The organism is Pseudomonas sp. BS3782 TE3695 (genome assembly GCF_050435305.1).
Classification (GTDB): domain Bacteria; phylum Pseudomonadota; class Gammaproteobacteria; order Pseudomonadales; family Pseudomonadaceae; genus Aquipseudomonas.
Genome location: NZ_JBNDKB010000001.1, coordinates 2,124,211 through 2,141,035, shown reverse-complemented (window position 1 = coordinate 2,141,035; position 16,825 = coordinate 2,124,211). Strand labels below are relative to the sequence as shown.

The 16,825-nt window shown below is 58.8% G+C and carries 18 protein-coding genes; 8 read left to right on the top strand and 10 right to left on the bottom strand.

The features are described 5' to 3' along the window. Positions 1-44 precede the first annotated feature (44 nt). The 5 genes from ABH909_RS09725 to colR form a co-directional block, all read right to left on the bottom strand. Positions 45-272 (bottom strand): hypothetical protein, encoded by a 228-nt coding sequence (locus ABH909_RS09725; RefSeq protein ID WP_095632246.1) that lies wholly within the window; start codon positions 270-272, stop codon positions 45-47. 2 nt (positions 273-274) lie between these two features. Next, the gene (locus ABH909_RS09720; RefSeq protein ID WP_429432664.1) at positions 275-988 is read right to left on the bottom strand and encodes a lipopolysaccharide kinase InaA family protein; all 714 of its coding nucleotides are present in this window, start codon (positions 986-988) and stop codon (positions 275-277) included. A gap of 3 nt (positions 989-991) precedes the next feature. Further along, a complete protein-coding gene (locus ABH909_RS09715; protein WP_429432662.1) occupies positions 992-1,660 on the bottom strand; it encodes a class I SAM-dependent methyltransferase in 669 nt (222 codons plus the stop codon). 135 nt (positions 1,661-1,795) lie between these two features. Continuing rightward, positions 1,796-3,076 (bottom strand): sensor histidine kinase, encoded by a 1,281-nt coding sequence (locus ABH909_RS09710; RefSeq protein ID WP_429432660.1) that lies wholly within the window; start codon positions 3,074-3,076, stop codon positions 1,796-1,798. Next, positions 3,066-3,749, bottom strand: a complete 684-nt coding sequence (colR, locus tag ABH909_RS09705; protein ID WP_008069526.1) for a two-component system response regulator ColR — start codon at positions 3,747-3,749, stop codon at positions 3,066-3,068. Before colR ends, ABH909_RS09710 begins: the two co-directional genes overlap by 11 nt. A gap of 218 nt (positions 3,750-3,967) precedes the next feature. Between colR and ABH909_RS09700 the strand changes: the two genes are divergently transcribed. Then, entirely contained in the window at positions 3,968-4,711 is a 744-nt protein-coding gene (locus tag ABH909_RS09700) for a phosphatase PAP2 family protein (protein WP_429432658.1), read from the top strand. Between the two features lie 162 nt (positions 4,712-4,873). Here ABH909_RS09700 and groL read toward each other — a convergent pair whose 3' ends face one another. The 4 genes from groL to ABH909_RS09680 all read right to left on the bottom strand — a co-directional run bounded on the left by groL (position 4,874) and on the right by ABH909_RS09680 (position 8,382). Further along, complete coding sequence (gene groL, locus ABH909_RS09695) at positions 4,874-6,517, bottom strand: chaperonin GroEL (protein WP_429432656.1); 1,644 nt, start codon at positions 6,515-6,517, stop codon at positions 4,874-4,876. Between the two features lie 49 nt (positions 6,518-6,566). Then, positions 6,567-6,860, bottom strand: a complete 294-nt coding sequence (locus ABH909_RS09690) for a co-chaperone GroES (RefSeq protein WP_007898444.1) — start codon at positions 6,858-6,860, stop codon at positions 6,567-6,569. Between the two features lie 247 nt (positions 6,861-7,107). Beyond that, positions 7,108-7,584, bottom strand: a complete 477-nt coding sequence (locus ABH909_RS09685) for an FxsA family protein (RefSeq protein WP_038981886.1) — start codon at positions 7,582-7,584, stop codon at positions 7,108-7,110. A 66-nt stretch (positions 7,585-7,650) separates the two neighbouring features. Continuing rightward, positions 7,651-8,382 carry a HugZ family protein gene (locus ABH909_RS09680; RefSeq protein ID WP_429432654.1) on the bottom strand — a complete coding sequence of 244 codons (732 nt, stop codon included), beginning with the start codon at positions 8,380-8,382 and terminating at the stop codon, positions 7,651-7,653. A 164-nt stretch (positions 8,383-8,546) separates the two neighbouring features. Here ABH909_RS09680 and ABH909_RS09675 point away from each other — a divergent pair, with 164 nt between their 5' ends. Continuing rightward, positions 8,547-9,305 carry an SDR family oxidoreductase gene (locus ABH909_RS09675; RefSeq protein WP_429432651.1) on the top strand — a complete coding sequence of 253 codons (759 nt, stop codon included), beginning with the start codon at positions 8,547-8,549 and terminating at the stop codon, positions 9,303-9,305. A 131-nt stretch (positions 9,306-9,436) separates the two neighbouring features. Here the strand turns inward: ABH909_RS09675 and apbC are convergent, their stop codons facing one another. Further along, entirely contained in the window at positions 9,437-10,531 is a 1,095-nt protein-coding gene (gene apbC, locus ABH909_RS09670; RefSeq protein ID WP_429432648.1) for an iron-sulfur cluster carrier protein ApbC, read from the bottom strand. A gap of 256 nt (positions 10,532-10,787) precedes the next feature. On the opposite strand from apbC, the gene metG reads away from it, so the two are divergent. From metG to ABH909_RS09640, 6 genes are all read left to right on the top strand, one after another. Next, positions 10,788-12,839 carry a methionine--tRNA ligase gene (gene metG, locus ABH909_RS09665; RefSeq protein WP_429432645.1) on the top strand — a complete coding sequence of 684 codons (2,052 nt, stop codon included), beginning with the start codon at positions 10,788-10,790 and terminating at the stop codon, positions 12,837-12,839. 243 nt (positions 12,840-13,082) lie between these two features. Beyond that, positions 13,083-13,652 carry an Rnf-Nqr domain containing protein gene (locus ABH909_RS09660; RefSeq protein WP_429432643.1) on the top strand — a complete coding sequence of 190 codons (570 nt, stop codon included), beginning with the start codon at positions 13,083-13,085 and terminating at the stop codon, positions 13,650-13,652. Then, positions 13,649-14,656: an electron transport complex subunit RsxB gene (rsxB, locus tag ABH909_RS09655; RefSeq protein WP_429432640.1), complete on the top strand. Its 1,008-nt coding sequence runs from the start codon at positions 13,649-13,651 to the stop codon at positions 14,654-14,656. Before ABH909_RS09660 ends, rsxB begins: the two co-directional genes overlap by 4 nt. Further along, entirely contained in the window at positions 14,643-15,635 is a 993-nt protein-coding gene (locus ABH909_RS09650) for an RnfABCDGE type electron transport complex subunit D (protein WP_429432637.1), read from the top strand. The genes rsxB and ABH909_RS09650 overlap by 14 nt, the downstream gene beginning before the upstream one ends. Further along, positions 15,632-16,243 (top strand): RnfABCDGE type electron transport complex subunit G, encoded by a 612-nt coding sequence (locus tag ABH909_RS09645; RefSeq protein WP_429432634.1) that lies wholly within the window; start codon positions 15,632-15,634, stop codon positions 16,241-16,243. The genes ABH909_RS09650 and ABH909_RS09645 overlap by 4 nt, the downstream gene beginning before the upstream one ends. After that, positions 16,236-16,823, top strand: a complete 588-nt coding sequence (locus ABH909_RS09640; protein ID WP_429432631.1) for an Rnf-Nqr domain containing protein — start codon at positions 16,236-16,238, stop codon at positions 16,821-16,823. Before ABH909_RS09645 ends, ABH909_RS09640 begins: the two co-directional genes overlap by 8 nt. The last annotated feature ends 2 nt before the right edge of the window (positions 16,824-16,825 follow it).

The window sequence follows — 16,825 nt, the reverse complement described above, 5'->3', positions numbered from 1 at the left end:
AAAGGCCTCGCAACTGCGAGGCCTTTTATTTGGTTTCAATCTGTTCAACTTTGTGGCCTCAGTCCTTGAGAAAGTCCGAACATGAACAGTAACAAGTCATGATCGGGTTGAGTGGCCACGGGTGCTTTGGCAACCCGGGGCAACGGACAATGCGCGTCACTGTGAACGGAGCTGAGGACTTGCGTGCGGGGCTGCTCCCAGGCCGCCACCGCCAATGAAGCAACTGCCAAGGCTCCGGCTAAAAACAAACCTCGTGCAATTTCGAGTTTCATTGTTATAAGCCTTTGATAGCGCTGCCAAACGCCGTCTCATAAAAATAGACGAGTTTTCTCCAGTCCGTATCGCTGAACGACGAGTGGCGACGTAGCTGTTTCAGGTCATGTGCAGCCGCTTGATGAGCGGTCAAGCGCTGCCGACACTTTTCCAGATCGATCAACGCCACCTCGACCTTGGCTGACTCGCCTTCGCCGGTGACCCGCACGAATACATGCTTGATGTAGATACAGCTGTGTTGCCAACGGCCCTTGTGCATACGGGCCAGATTGTCGGCCAAATCCTTCAATACGCGATCGTGCACTGCCTCACCGTAACGCTCACGACCGCCACCCGCGTACCAGTGTTTGATTTCTACGAAGCCATCCAGGGACTTGGTGACCAGTAATGCGCGCCATTTGTACATGGGATCGCGCTGCGCCCCGCAGAAAACGATTTCCGGAACACGAACATCCAGCAGACGCAGGCCAGTGAGCGCATCGCGCTCGCGCAACACTGTCGGCCGGCCGAAGGGGTGTAACGCGCTACGATAAATATGCCCGGTTTGACGCTTGATGTAGAGCAATTGCCCATCACTGCCCATAACGCGCTGCACGCCACTTTCGCCACCGCGACGGACGTTGGGTTCTTCTACCCATTCGCCGCGCAGGTTCCAGAAGTAGTCGAAGCGGTCCTGAGAAACCACCTTCGTTTGTGCTGCACATTGCATTGCCATCTTCTACCTCTTGCGTAATACGTATACCCGCCACATGGCATAAAACGGTAAAAAATCCAGATGTTCCTGGATCCGGAAACCCGCCTGCTCGAATTCCCTTTCAACCGTGGCAGCCGGTAACACAAATCGATTCTGGTAACCCTCCTGCCTACGGCGTTTCTCGGCGCGCTTGCGTTTCCAGGCCTTGAAGTTGCCGTCCACCCACAACGAAACAATCACGCTGTCACGGGTGACACGTTCGAATTCGCGCAGGATAGCCAGTCGATGCTCGGCTTCACCGATGTGATGAAGCAAGCGCATGCAGAAAATGCTGTCGACAGCGTTATCGGGCAAGGCAATATCGAATGCAGAAGTGTGCAAGGGTTGTACCCGTTTCACCACGTCGGCGGGTTGCGCCTGCATGGCAACCTTCAACATGGACTCGGAGTTGTCAGCCCCAATGATGACACGGTTGTGTTTTTCAGCCAGCAGCGGCCAGAAACGTCCCGCGCCGCACGGCAAATCAAGGACCAACCCAGGCTCACCGGCCAGCGTCAGCGCTTTTCGCGCCAGCTGTTCGTCACGCCAGTGGGACAGCCGGCGGTCAAGTCCCTCCTGATGCTTGCGTAAATACTTCTGTGCGTGCTGATCGTCGTATTTCTCGGAAAAATCGAGTTTGATCGGGCCAGCCATCTGCTGTCTCCTGAACGTCTGATGGCTATCACCTTAGGTAATGCGCTGTCAGCGTCAGGTCATGCGCTTGTGAAAAAATTGTCATGTAAAACCCTGAATTATTTCAGGGTTTTACATGACCAGAGCGTTTCTCCGTCAGATCCCGGACGAATTCAAATCCACCTGAAAGCGGCATCCATTGGGTTCCATATTGGTCAGGCTGACGCTCCAGCCTTGGTTCTCGCAAATCCGTTGCACCAGCGACAGCCCTAACCCGAGGCCCTCGCCGCGTTTCTCGTTGCCGCGCACGAAAGGCTCGAACATCGCCTCGCGTTTTTCCTCGGGGATGCCTACGCCACTGTCCTCGACCACGAACCCCGTGTTCGTCAGCGCGAGGAGGATGTAGCCGTGCTCGGTGTAATGCAGTGCATTACGCAACAGGTTGCCCATCACCGCATGCAAAAGGGTCGCGTTATAGCGGGTGTCCGGTGGATTGTCTGGCTCGAAGTTCAGCGTCAGGCCCTTGGTTTCAATCGGCTCGCGCCATTGAGAAAGTAGCCCGTCGGCTACCTGGCTCAGGGTCTGCTGGGGAGCCATGCTGGCGTCTTCATGTTGAGCGCGAGCCAGCATGAGGAAGGTTTGTACCAACTCGCGCATCTCGGCACACGCACGGGCAATTCGCTCCACCTGAGCACGACCGCGCTGATCGATGCCGGGGTTTTCCAGCAACAGTTCACAGGAACTGGCCAATACCATCAACGGCGTGCGCAGCTCGTGGCTGACGTCACTGGTGAACAATCGCTCACGGGTCAACGCCTGACGCAAACGACCAAGGGTGGCGTCGAAGGCCACGGCCAGTTCGCCCACTTCATCGGCGGCATAGTCCGGCGCCAGTGGCGGCGCCAGCCCCAGCAGTTGATCGCGATGACGCACCTGACGGGCCAGTCGCACCACTGGCGCCATGACCTTGCGGGCCAGCACCCAGCCCAGAAATACCGCCAATGCCAGGCTCAGAACGAAACCCACCAGCACCACGGCAAACAACACCCGCTCACGCTCTTCGAAATCGCTCTGGTCCTGCATCAGCACGTAGCGCCGACCATCAACGACTTCTACCATCGCGTGATACGACAGCTGTTCGCGAAAGACCTCATGAAAGCCCGAATCCAGGTGTCGCAAATCCTTGGGTAACTCGAAGTCTCCCGGCCCGCCGCTGAAATAGAACAGCTGGTCCGGCTCGGGACGGTGGCTCCAGTCCGACACGCTGTCCATCAGCAACAGGCGCTGCAAATCACCACCCAGACCTGCCGAAATCAGTTTCTCTTCCACCAGGTGCACGGTCGCCACAATACCCATGGCGAAGGCTCCCGCCACCAGCGCGCTCATTAACGCAAAGGCGATGATGATCCGTTGCGCAAGGCTCTGCTTAAACTCCATCACGACCCTCGGCCAAGCGATAACCGACGCCATGCACGGTGTGCAGCAAGGGCTTGTCGAACGGCTTGTCGATCACCTGACGCAGTTGATGGACGTGGCTGCGCAGGCTGTCGCTGTCTGGACAGTCATCGCCCCACAAGGCTTCTTCGAGAACCTCGCGGCGTAACACATGGGGACTTTTCTGCATCAACACGGCCAGCAACTTCAGGCCCACCGGGTTGAGTTTCAGCAGACGGCCTTCGCGCGTGACTTCCAAGGTATCGAGGTCGTAGCTCAGATCACCGACTTGCAAGGCACGGCGACCGCCACCCTGGGCGCGGCGCATGACCGCCTCGATCCGTGCGGCGAGCTCGGACAGGGCAAAGGGTTTGATCAAATAGTCGTCTGCACCGGATTTGAAGCCTTGCAAACGGTCATCCAGTTGATCGCGGGCAGTGAGCATGATCACTGGCGTATCGCGGCGGGCGTCTTCGCGCAGACGTTTGCACAGGGTATAGCCGTCGATGCCGGGCAGCATGATGTCGAGCACGATCAAATCGTAGTGCTCGGTGGCCGCCAGGTGCAGGCCCGACAAACCGTCCTGCGCGCAATCCACGGTGTAACCCTTGAGCCCCAGATAATCGGCCAGATTGGCCAGGATATCGCGGTTGTCTTCAACCAATAGAATTCGCATCGGCACCTCCTCCGTACACAGTAACGGCTGTCTTGGCGCGCAGCTTAAAGGCAAGTGGGGCTCAGGGATAGGGTGGTGTGCGGGGGTAAATCCGACAAGAAAAGCCTTGGATGGCGTTAACAACTTTTTCACCATCGATTCACAGGCTGACGACAGCGGCGTGGCCAGACTCCCCGCGGTTGCGCTCTTCAGAACATTTCACTCACCAAGGAATTGCCATGGTTTTGACCGCTGCCCGCCCCGCTTCCAGGCCACTGAATGCCTGGCTATGCCTGGGAGTGCCCGCCATTGCGGCGATCACCCTGCTGTTGCTCGAACTGACGTCCCTGGACATGGACCTTGCCAAGCTGTTCTATGACCCGGTCGCCGGCGAGTTCATCGGACGGCACAGTTACTTGCTGGAAAACATCCTGCATGACCGGGCCAAGCAAGTGGTCATCGCCTTTTCGGTGTTCGCCATTCTGGGCTTCATCGGCGCCTTTTTCATGGACAGGCTCAAACCGTTCAAACGTGAACTGGGTTGCCTGGTGCTGTCCCTGGCACTGGCAACTTCGTTCGTCACCCCGGTCAAAGCGGTGACGGCGGTCCAATGCCCATGGAGCCTGGAGCAATTCGGCGGGCACGAAACCTACAGCGAACTGCTTAGCCCTCGCCCGCCCACCGACAAGCCGGGCCGCTGCTGGCCGGGGGGGCATGCGGCAACCGGTTTCACGCTGTTTGCGTTGTTCTTCGTATTGCGCGACCGTCGCCCGCGTCTGGCACGCAAGGCGTTTGTCTTTGCCTTCGCGTTGGGTTCGGTGTTTTCCATCAGCCGGATGATGCAGGGGGCGCACTTCTTTTCGCACAACGTGTGGACGGCGATTTTCTGCTGGTTGATTTGTTTGGGGGCGTATTACTACATCCTTTATCGACCGGTTTCCAAGATTGAGCGGGAAAGTGAGGCAGAACCGGTCAGCGCCTGAAGAAAGATCAAAAGATCGCAGCCTTCGGCAGCTCCTACAGGTGTACGCATAACCCTGAGCTGCCGAAGGCTGCGATCTTTTGAGGTTGATATTTAAAAAGGGCAATAAAAAACCCCGCCGGCTTAACGCCGGCGGGGTTTTTACGTACGGGGTAAGGCTGGCTTACATCATGCCGCCCATGCCGCCCATACCGCCCATGTCTGGCATGCCGCCGCCAGCTGGTGCGTCTTCCTTGATCTCGGCGATCATGGCTTCGGTGGTGATCATCAGGCTGGCAATCGACGAAGCCGCTTGCAGAGCCGAACGAGTCACTTTAGCCGGGTCCAGGATACCCATTTCGATCATGTCGCCGTATTCGCCGGTCGCAGCGTTGTAACCGAAGTTACCCGAACCCTGCTTGACCTTGTCGACGACTACGCTTGGCTCGTCGCCGGAGTTGGCAACGATCTGACGCAGCGGCGCTTCAACAGCGCGGCGCAGCAACTGGATGCCAACGTTCTGGTCATCGTTGTCGCCTTTGAGCTCGGAGATAGCCTGCAGAGCGCGAACCAGTGCCACGCCGCCGCCAGGTACCACGCCTTCTTCAACGGCTGCACGAGTAGCGTGCAGGGCGTCTTCAACGCGGGCTTTCTTCTCTTTCATTTCAACTTCGGAACCAGCGCCAACCTTGATCACTGCAACGCCGCCGGACAACTTGGCCAGGCGCTCTTGCAGTTTTTCACGGTCGTAGTCGGACGAAGTATCAGCCACTTGTTGACGAATCTGGGTCACGCGAGCCTGGATGTCAGCCTCAACGCCGGCACCGTCGATCACGGTGGTGTTTTCTTTGGACAGGATTACGCGCTTGGCATTACCCAGGTGTTCCAGGGTAGTGCTTTCCAGGCTCAGACCGATCTCTTCGGAGATAACGGTACCGCCAGTCAGAACAGCGATGTCCTGCAGCATAGCCTTGCGACGGTCGCCGAAGCCTGGAGCCTTGACGGCTGCGACTTTAACGATGCCACGCATGTTGTTCACAACCAGAGTCGCCAGGGCTTCGCCTTCAACGTCTTCGGCAACGATCAGCAGTGGACGGCCGGCTTTGGCAACGGCTTCCAGCACTGGCAGCATTTCGCGGATGTTGGAGATCTTTTTGTCGACCAGCAGGATCAGCGGACCGTCCAGCTCGGCGGTCATGGTCTCTGGCTTGTTGACGAAGTACGGGGACAGGTAGCCGCGGTCGAACTGCATGCCTTCAACAACCGACAGTTCGTTTTCCAGGCCCGAGCCTTCTTCAACGGTGATCACGCCTTCTTTGCCGACTTTTTCCATGGCTTCGGCAATGATGTCGCCGATGGAGCTGTCGGAGTTGGCCGAGATGGTGCCGACCTGAGCGATGGCCTTGGTGTCAGCGCAAGGCTTGGACAGGGCTTTGAGCTCTTTGACGATCGCGATGGTCGCTTTGTCGATACCGCGCTTCAGGTCCATCGGGTTCATGCCGGCAGCGACGGCTTTCAGGCCTTCGTTGACGATCGACTGAGCCAGAACGGTAGCGGTGGTGGTGCCGTCGCCTGCGTCATCATTGGCACGGGAGGCAACGTCTTTGACCAGCTGCGCGCCCATGTTTTCGAAGCGATCTTTCAGCTCGATTTCTTTGGCAACGGAAACGCCGTCCTTGGTGATGGTCGGAGCGCCGAAGCTCTTCTCGATGATCACGTTACGGCCTTTAGGGCCCAGGGTCGCTTTTACTGCGTCAGCCAGGACGTTGACACCGGCGAGCATTTTCTTGCGGGCGGAATCGCCAAATTTAACTTCTTTAGCAGCCATGATCGATATTCCTTAAATACTTTGTAGTAGCGGGAAAATGAGCGGGGAATCAGCCTTCGATTACTGCGAGGATTTCGCTCTCGCCAATAACCAGCAGGTCTTCGCCGTCAACTTTCACAGTGTTGCTGCCGGAGTAAGGGCCGAACACAACCTTGTCACCCACTTTCACGGCCAGCGCACGCACTTCACCGTTGTCCAGTGCTTTGCCTGGGCCTACAGCGAGGACTTCACCCTGGTTTGGCTTTTCAGCAGCCGAACCTGGCAGGACGATACCGCCAGCGGTTTTCTTTTCTTCTTCGCTGCGACGGACGACGACGCGGTCATGCAGAGGACGAAGCTTCATTGTCGATCTCTCCTAATTGTGGTTTTCATCGGCCGGTGTAGTCCCGGCGGGTTTAACAAATCCGGCGGCGCCGGGTGCGGTTCGTCGAGCGAACCGCGGAAGTCTGTCTGGCGCAATTGCCAGAAACCTTGCGGTGACCGTTACATAAGGGCGTACAAGCTTATTTCAAGGGCGGGGAGCGAAAAATTTTTATCTCAATGCCCTGAAAATGAACACGGCACCCGAAGGTGCCGTGTCGATGGAAGTGTTACTTGGAATCGCGGTGTTCGAACTCGCCTTCGATCACATTGGGCTCACGGCCCAGTGGCTGCTGCGGAGCAGGACCGCCCCGTGGCTGAAGGTCATCGGCGAACGCACGCTGACGCATCGCTTGTTCCTCGGCGCGCAGACGCATTTTATTGGCCAGCAGTCGACGAGAGATCGGCAGCAACATGATCAGGCCCAGCACGTCAGTGACGAAGCCCGGCAGGATCAACAGACCGCCAGCCAGGGCCAGCATCAGGCCTTCGAGCATGGTCTGGGCCGGCAGCTCGCCGCGGTTCAGGCTTTCACGGGCGCGCAGCGCAGTAGCCAGACCGGCGATGCGCAGCACGAACACACCGAGCATCGAGCCGAGAATGATCAGCAGCAGGGCCGGGAAAAACCCGATCGCCCCGCTGACCTTGACGAATACGAACAGCTCCAACACCGGGAACAGTACAAAGAGCAACAAAAAAGGGCGCATCAAATGGTTCCTCAACGCAAGAATGCCTTGCCAGTGTTCCTTAGATGACGTCGCCGTTTCGTGAATTCAAGCGTCGGCCACCTCATTTTTCGGCCATTGCTCAGCGTGAGCCAGGAAAACCAAGGCTTCCCGTACTTGTGTCGGCGTATTACAGGGCTTTTGAAACGGTAGCCAGTAGAGTCCCTGACCAATGCGCAGGTGCATGCCTTCGGAGTCAATACCGGCCAGTTGCGCCGGGGCGGTTTTCGGCAGCCCCGCCAGCTCGACATAGTGGGCAATGGCTTTAGCGTGATCGGCATTCATGTGCTCGACCATACTCACTTCGGCTTTGCCGGCGAACGGATTGGGGAGGGTCAACTGAACGATCCAGTGGATCGCGCCGAAGCCGCCAATGTAGCGGTGACGTACCTCATTGAGGACCCAGAAATCGAAATCATGGGCTTTGTGGTAATTCTGCGAATCGGGGAAATAGCGATAGTAACGTTCGGCGGCTGCCTCGATGGCAGCGGTGTCTTGCAGCTTTTCTGCCTCAGCGAGGTAAGTCAGGCGACCAACGGCTTGTACGTCTTCGGCCTCACGCTCACCCACCAGCAGCGAACATTTCGGATCTTTCTGCAGGTTGTGAGTGTGCTGAGCGATGCGGCTGATAAGGATCAGCGGCCGGCCTTGCTCGTCCAGGCAGTACGGAACCACGGAGCCAAACGGAAAACCGGGCATCGCTTTGGAGTGCGTAGAGAGCACTCCACGGTATTCCTTGAGAAGCAATTCTCGGGCATGCTTAGCCACTACAACGCTCAATTTATGACTCCTTATATAGAATCCGTCGAAGAAACGGACAGGCGCCTGGATAAAGTTTCAGCACGCCATAGGGGCAGTTCTCATGTGCAGCCAAGCCATATCAGGCTCAGATCGAGGGGCCCTCTCTAAGGAAAACCAATCCGATCTGCCAAGGGGCTATGCGAATGCAACTCACTGACAAAGTAATCATTATCACCGGCGGTTGCCAGGGTTTAGGCCGTTCCATGGCCGAGTATCTCGCAGGCAAAGGCGCGAAGCTGGCGCTGGTGGACTTGAATCAGGAAAAACTCGACGCCACCGTCGCCGCTTGCAAAGCAAAGGGTGTCGAGGCCCGCGCCTACCTGTGCAACGTCGCCGATGAAGAGCAGGTGACCCATATGGCCACCCAGGTGGCCGACGATTTCGGCGCAATCCATGGCTTGATCAACAACGCCGGCATTCTGCGCGACGGCCTGCTGTTGAAGGTCAAGGATGGCGAAATGACCAAGATGAGCCTGGCCCAATGGCAGGCGGTGATCGACGTCAATCTGACCGGCGTTTTCCTGTGCACGCGTGAAGTTGCGGCAAAAATGGTCGAGCTGAAAAACAGCGGCGCGATCATCAATATCTCGTCGATTTCGCGCGCCGGCAACATTGGCCAGACCAACTACTCCGCCGCGAAGGCCGGTGTCGCTGCGGCGACTGTGACCTGGGCCAAGGAACTGGCGCGTTACGGCATTCGCGTGGCGGGCATTGCGCCGGGTTTCATTGAAACCGAGATGACCCTGAGCATGAAACCGGAAGCACTAGAGAAAATGACCTCCGGGATTCCGCTCAAGCGCATGGGCAAACCTGAAGAGATTGCCCAGTCGGTGGGCTACATTCTCGAGAACGACTACTACAACGGCCGGATTCTTGAGTTGGATGGCGGGTTGCGGATCTAGGGTCAACACAAAACAAATGTGGGAGCGGGCTTGCTCGCGAAAGCGGTGGTTCAGTCAACTTATCTGTTGAATGTTATACCGTCTTCGCGAGCAAGCCCGCTCCCACCATTGGATCGCATTTCTTCAGCGAATCAATCGTCGCTGACGGTGATGTTCGGCATCGCCGGCGTTGCCGCTTCCTGCAACACAATCCGCGCGCCGACATGGCGGGCCAGTTCCTGGTAAACCATCGCGATCTGGCTTTCCGGCTCGGCGATCACCGTTGGCTTGCCGCCATCGGCCTGTTCGCGGATCAGCATCGACAGTGGCAACGAAGCCAACAGTTCGACACCGTACTGGTTGGCCAGCTTCACACCGCCACCCTCACCGAACAGATGCTCGGCATGCCCGCAGTTGGAGCAGATGTGCACGGCCATGTTTTCCACCACGCCCAGCACCGGGATGTTGACCTTGCGGAACATCTCCACGCCTTTGCGCGCGTCCAGCAATGCCAGATCCTGCGGGGTGGTCACGATCACCGCGCCGGCCACCGGGACTTTTTGCGCCAGGGTCAACTGGATATCGCCGGTGCCTGGCGGCATGTCGATGACCAGGTAATCCAGATTGCCCCAGGCCGTTTGCGTGACCAGTTGCAACAAGGCACCGGACACCATCGGCCCGCGCCAGACCATCGGCGTGTTGTCGTCGGTCAGGAACGCCATGGACATCACTTCGACGCCATGGGATTCAATCGGAATGAACCACTTCTGATCCTTGACCTTTGGTCGGGTGCCTTCAGGGATGCCGAACATGATGCCCTGGCTCGGGCCGTAGATATCCGCGTCGAGAATCCCGACTTTGGCGCCTTCGCGGGCCAGCGCCAGGGCCAGGTTGGCAGCCGTGGTGGACTTGCCCACGCCACCCTTGCCGGACGCCACGGCCACGACGTTCTTAACGTTGGCCAGGCCAGGAATCTGTGCCTGGGCCTTGTGCGCGGCGATCACACTGGTGATCTCGACGCGCGCAATGACGACGCCGTCCAGGCCTTCGATGGCCAGTTGCAGCAACTGCGCCCAGCCGCTTTTGAACAAACCGGCGGCATAGCCCAGCTCCAGCTGGACGCTGACGCGATCACCCTGGATATCGATGCTGCGCACGCACCCGGCGCTGACCGGGTCCTGGTTCAGGTAAGGGTCGGTGTATTGGCGAAGGACGGCTTCCACCGCTGCACGATTGACGGCGCTCATGGGCAACTCCGATAGCAAGACTGGAAAAATCAGGCGGGTATCGTACCTGTTCTGATGGTTTGGCGGGATGTTCAAAAGATCGCAGCCTTCGGCAGCTCCTACAAGTTCGGCGCAATCCCTGTAGGAGCTGCCGAAGGCTACGATCTTTTAATGGCCTCCCCCATTCGATCATCGGAGGAAACAACCTCACGGGGTGAAAAATATGCGTCAGCGCTTTATAGTGGCCGACCTCCGTTTCATCAAGTAGCCGAGCCCCATGTCCGAGCCACGCAAGATCCTCGTCACCAGCGCCCTGCCCTATGCCAATGGTTCGATCCACCTCGGCCATATGCTGGAATATATCCAGACCGATATGTGGGTGCGCTTCCAGAAGCATCGCGGTAACCAATGCATTTATGTCTGCGCCGACGACGCCCACGGTTCGGCCATCATGTTGCGCGCGGAAAAGGAAGGCATCACCCCGGAACAACTGATCGCCAACGTCCAGGCCGAACACAGCGCCGACTTTGCCGAGTTCCTGGTGGACTTCGACAACTTCCACTCCACTCACGCCGAAGAAAACCGTGAGCTTTCGAGCCAGATCTACCTGAAGCTGCGCGACGCCGGGCACATCGCTACGCGCTCGATCACTCAGTACTTCGACCCGGAAAAGAAAATGTTCCTGGCCGACCGCTTCATCAAGGGCACCTGCCCGAAATGCGGCACCGAAGACCAGTACGGCGACAACTGCGAAAAATGCGGTGCGACCTACGCGCCGACCGATCTGAAGGATCCGAAATCGGCCATCTCCGGCGCCACCCCGGTGCTCAAGGATTCCCAGCACTTCTTCTTCAAGCTGCCAGACTTCCAGGAAATGCTCCAAGCCTGGACCCGCAGCGGCACGTTGCAAGAGGCCGTAGCCAACAAGATCGCCGAATGGCTGGATGCCGGCCTGCAACAGTGGGATATTTCCCGCGATGCGCCGTACTTCGGCTTCGAAATCCCCGACGAGCCGGGCAAATACTTTTACGTGTGGCTGGATGCGCCAATCGGCTACATGGCCAGCTTCAAGAACCTCTGCGCCCGCCGTCCGGACCTGGACTTCGACGCGTTCTGGGGCAAGGATTCCACCGCCGAGCTGTACCATTTCATCGGCAAGGACATCGTCAACTTCCACGCCCTGTTCTGGCCCGCCATGCTTGAAGGCGCCGGTTTCCGCAAACCGACCGGCATCAATGTCCACGGCTACCTGACCGTCAACGGCCAGAAGATGTCCAAGTCCCGCGGCACGTTCGTCAAGGCGCGGACTTACCTGGATCACCTGTCGCCGGAATACCTGCGCTACTACTACGCCGCCAAGCTGGGCCGTGGCGTCGACGACCTGGACCTGAACCTCGAAGACTTCGTGCAGAAGGTCAACTCCGACCTGGTCGGCAAAGTCGTCAACATCGCCAGCCGTTGCGCCGGTTTCATCCATAAAGGCAACGCCGGTGTACTGGTAGCCGGCAACGCCGCGCCGGAACTGACCGACGCCTTTTTGGCCGCAGCGCCAAGCATTGCCGATGCCTATGAGGCTCGCGACTTCGCCCGTGCCATGCGCGAAATCATGGGCCTGGCCGACCGCGCCAACGCCTGGATCGCCGACAAGGCACCGTGGTCGCTGAACAAACAGGAAGGCAAGCAGGATGAAGTCCAGGCCATTTGCGCCCTCGGCATCAACCTGTTCCGCCAACTGGTGATTTTCCTCAAACCGGTACTGCCGCTGCTGGCCGCCGATGCCGAGGCGTTCCTGAATGTCGCGCCGCTGACCTGGAACGACCACGCCACCTTGCTCAGCAACCATCAGTTGAACGAGTTCAAACCGTTGATGACCCGCATCGACCCGGTAAAAGTACAAGCCATGACCGACGCCTCGAAAGAAGACCTGACCGCCAGCGCAACCGACACCGGCCAAGCGGCACCCGCCGGCAACGGTGAACTGGCCAAGGATCCGCTGTCGCCAGAGATCGAGTTCGACACTTTTGCCGCTGTAGACCTGCGCGTTGCGCTGATCGTCAAGGCCGAAGCCGTGGAAGGCGCCGACAAGCTGCTGCGCCTGACCCTGGACATCGGTGACGAACAACGCAACGTGTTCTCCGGGATCAAGAGCGCTTACCCGGACCCGTCCAAGCTCAATGGTCGCCTGACCATGATGATCGCCAACCTCAAGCCTCGCAAAATGAAATTCGGGATCTCCGAAGGCATGGTGATGGCAGCCGGCCCTGGTGGTGAAGAAATCTACCTGCTGAGCCCCGATAGCGGCGCTAAGCCGGGTCAGCGTATCAAGTAAGGCTCGATCCGCTGGACCGATCCCACAGTCGTGCCTGGCATGACTGTGGGTTTTTCATGTCTGGCCCATACTATCTCTCAACTCCCGCCTCATCTTGTAGGCGCTGTCGAGTGAAACGAGGCTACGATCTTTTGACCTTGTGTTTAAAAAACAAAGTCAAAAGATCGCAGCCTGCGGCAGCTCCTACTGATTTACCCAGCAGCCCAACGATGTGTGGATACGGACGCTTCAGGTTGACCGATCATGACCGAACTGCTTCTTACGCTTATCAGCGCTGCCCTGATCAACAACCTCGTGTTGCACTGGCCGCTGGGCGTCGATCCGGTGCTGGGCAGCGAGCGGCCGCAGGTCCATGCGCTGGGCATCGCGACGACGTGCCTGATGCTGATCGTCGGCGCACTTGGCTATGCGCTCTACCACTGGCTATTAGTGCCGTTGGGGCTGACGTCGCTGCGTCTGTTCGTATTCCTGCCGTTGAGCGTTCTGCTGACCCACCCGCTGCTCAAACTGCTTTCCCGGTTATTGACGAAGCTTTCATTCGATGGCCTCTGGCCCCTGCTGCTGGGGAATGCCGGGGTGCTTGGGCTGACATTGCTCAACGCTCAAGACGAAAAGGGAATTTTCCACGCCATAGCCCTGAGCCTTGGCGCCGGGCTGGGTTTCTGGCTGGTGCTGAGTCTGTTCAGCGACTTGCGCCAGCGCACACTCGATAACGATATCCCCCTGCCCTTTCGCGGCCTGCCGATCGAATTGATCGGCGCCGGATTGATCGCAGTGATTTTTCTCGGATTCAGCGGGCTGATCAAAACATGAGTCTGATTCAACGCATCGACGCCCTCTTGCCGCAGACCCAATGCGGCAAATGTGGTCACCCCGGATGTAAACCCTACGCCGAAGGCATCGCCAGCGGCGAGCCGATCAACAAGTGCCCACCGGGTGGCAGCGAAACCATCGCGGCCCTGGCCGACCTGCTGAAAGTGCCAGTGCTGGAACTGGACGTCAGTCGCGGTTCGGCGCCAGCGCAGATCGCTTACATCCGCGAAGCCGAATGCATTGGCTGCACCAAATGCATTCAGGCCTGCCCGGTCGATGCCATTGTCGGTGCGGCGAAATTCATGCACACAGTCATCGTTGACGAATGCACCGGTTGCGACCTCTGTGTGGCGCCGTGCCCGGTGGATTGCATCGAGATGCATCCGTTACCGCTGGCCACGGTGCTGCCGATTGTCGGCGGGCTGGCGTTCAGCCTGGAGGAACAACAGGCCCGCGCCGCCAAGCGCAATCACGCGCGACGCCGTTTCGAACAGCGTAATGCCCGCTTGCATCGCGAAGAGGAACAGAAGCTCGCCGAACGCCAGGCCCGCGCCCAACGCGCCGTGCAGCACAGCGAAGTGACGCTCGACCCGGTTCAGGCCGCACTCGAGCGCGTTCGCGCACAGAAAGCCGACAATGCCGATGCGGCACTGAAAAAGGCCAAGGTCGATCTAGCGATGAGTCGGGCGCAACTGAACAAATCGCTCAAGGCCTTCGGGCATCCGCCGACCTTCGAACAGCAATCGCAACTGATCGTGCTGCAACAGCAGTTCGAAGCCGCCGAACAGGCGCTGGCGCAACTGGAGAGCAGCGCACCGCCGGTTTCTGCGCCACCTGCTCCAGCGAAAGATGCCGAGCTGAAACGGGCGAAGATCCAGTTGGCCATGCGCCGCGCCGAACTCAAGAAAGCTCAAACAAGCGAGGCACCGCCCGAACAGATCGAAGCGTTGCAACGTGCGCTCAGCGAAGCCGAGCGTCAGGTGGATGCCTATGCCACCTCTTGAGTCGGTGGACGAACGCCTTCAACAGGCCATGAAGCTGGTATTGCTGGCCACCGTGCCGGGGATGCTGATGTTGTTCTGGCTGTATGGCTGGGGCGTATTGATCAACCTGGTTCTGGCGGCGGCAACCGCGTTGGCCGTTGAAGCGGCGATGTTGCAGCTGCGCAAACAACCGGTGAAACCGACGTTGAGCGACGGCAGTGCACTGGTCAGCGCGACATTGTTGGCGCTGGCCTTGCCGCCTTATTGTCCATGGTGGCTGACGGTCAGCGCCGTGGCGTTCGGACTGTCTTTCGGCAAGCATTTGTATGGCGGCGTCGGCAAGAACCCGTTCAATCCGGCGATGCTCGGTTTCGCGCTGGTCCTGGTGATGTTTCCGCAGCCAATGACCCATTGGCCGGCGTCCCATGGCATGGATTTGTTCGGTGGACTGCAACAGGTGTTCGGCTTCAGCTTCGGCCAGACGCCCGATGCGTGGGCCCAGGCCACGGCGCTGGACAGCTTGCGAATCAACAAGAGCCTGACCATGGACGAACTGTTCGCCGAGAATCCGGCATTCGGCCGTTTTGGCGGCCGAGGCGTTGAATGGGTCAACCTGGCGTTTCTGGCGGGCGGTGCGTTTCTGCTGCAGCGACGGGTATTCAGTTGGCATGCGCCGGTCGGCATGCTCGCCAGCCTGTTCGTCATCAGCCTGTTGTGCTGGAACGGTACGGGTTCCGACTCTCATGGCTCGCCACTGTTTCATCTGCTCACCGGCGCGAGCATGCTCGGTGCCTTCTTCATCGTCACAGAACCGATCTCGGGCGCGAAAAGCCCCTTGGCCCGATTACTGTTCGGCGCCGGCGTGGGGTTACTGACTTATCTGATTCGGACGTGGGGCGGTTATCCGGACGGTGTGGCCTTTGCGGTTCTGCTGATGAATCTCTGTGTACCGGCGCTGGAACGGTTTGCCGCGTCCAGACAGGAACAGGTTGCCCCATGAACCGAGCGACGAGCGTTGTGATCCTGGTAGTGCTGGCAGGCCTGGGGATGGGCGCGACTTACCTCGTGCAGCACACCAGCGCCGCACGCGTTGCCGTCGAACAACGCCTGATCGACAGCCGCCGGTTACTGGATCTGCTACCGCCCGACAGCTACGACAATCAGCCATTGGAGCACCCCCTCAGAGTCGAAAACATTCGCCTGGCCCACAGCACACTGTTGGGTGGCTATCTGGCGTCCAAGGCTGGCCAACCGAGCGCCGTGTTGCTGCGCAGCCAGACTCTGGGCTACGCCGGCGCCGTCGAATTGCTGATCGCCATCGACCGCCAAGGCAAGTTAGTAGGGGTCAAAACCCTCAGGCAATCGGAAACCCCGGGGCTAGGCGGCAAGCTCGCCGACTGGCCCAATGCCTGGCTTGAGGTGTTTACCGGCAAGTCTCTAACCGCCCCCGATGACAATGGCTGGGCCTTGAAAAAAGACCAAGGGCAATTCGATCAGATTGCGGGCGCGACCATCACCTCAAGAGCGGTGATCAATGCTACCCATGACGCGTTACGCTACTTCGACGAACATCGGCAACCGCTGATCGGGAGCAGCGCCCATGAATAAGTCATTGCCCCTGCAAAACTCGTTGATGCTTACGCCGTTGATCGGCGTTACGGATTCATTGGTTACGGCCCTGGGCCTGTGGCTGATGTTTGCCCTGGTGCTCAGTGCTTATGGTTTAAGCATGGGCGTTTTGCGCTCGCGACTGATGCCAACCACCCATTTGCTCGCTAGCCTGCTGCTGGCCGCCACGCTGACCAGTTGCGCGGAACTCGCCATGCAAGCCTGGTCGCTCCAATGGCACCAGCAGCTGGGTTTCTACGCAGGATTGATCGCCCTGCAATGCGTTGTGCTGGAACACAACGGTTTTTTCCAGAGCCCACCGCGTGATCGACTGCGCCTGTGTGGCTTGTTCGGCGCCTTGATGGTGGGCTTGGCTCTGCTGCGCGAGCTCATCGGCAACGGAACACTCGGTCGCGACCTTTCCAGGATGGCCGGAACCACGCAACCGGACTGGCAAGGCTGGACGCTGATCGCCGACGGTGGCCTGCATCTGGCCACGCTGGCCCCCGGCGGGTTTATTCTGCTCGGACTACTGATCGCCGCACATCAAGCCTTTCGCCGCCCGGCGGCCTCACAATGACC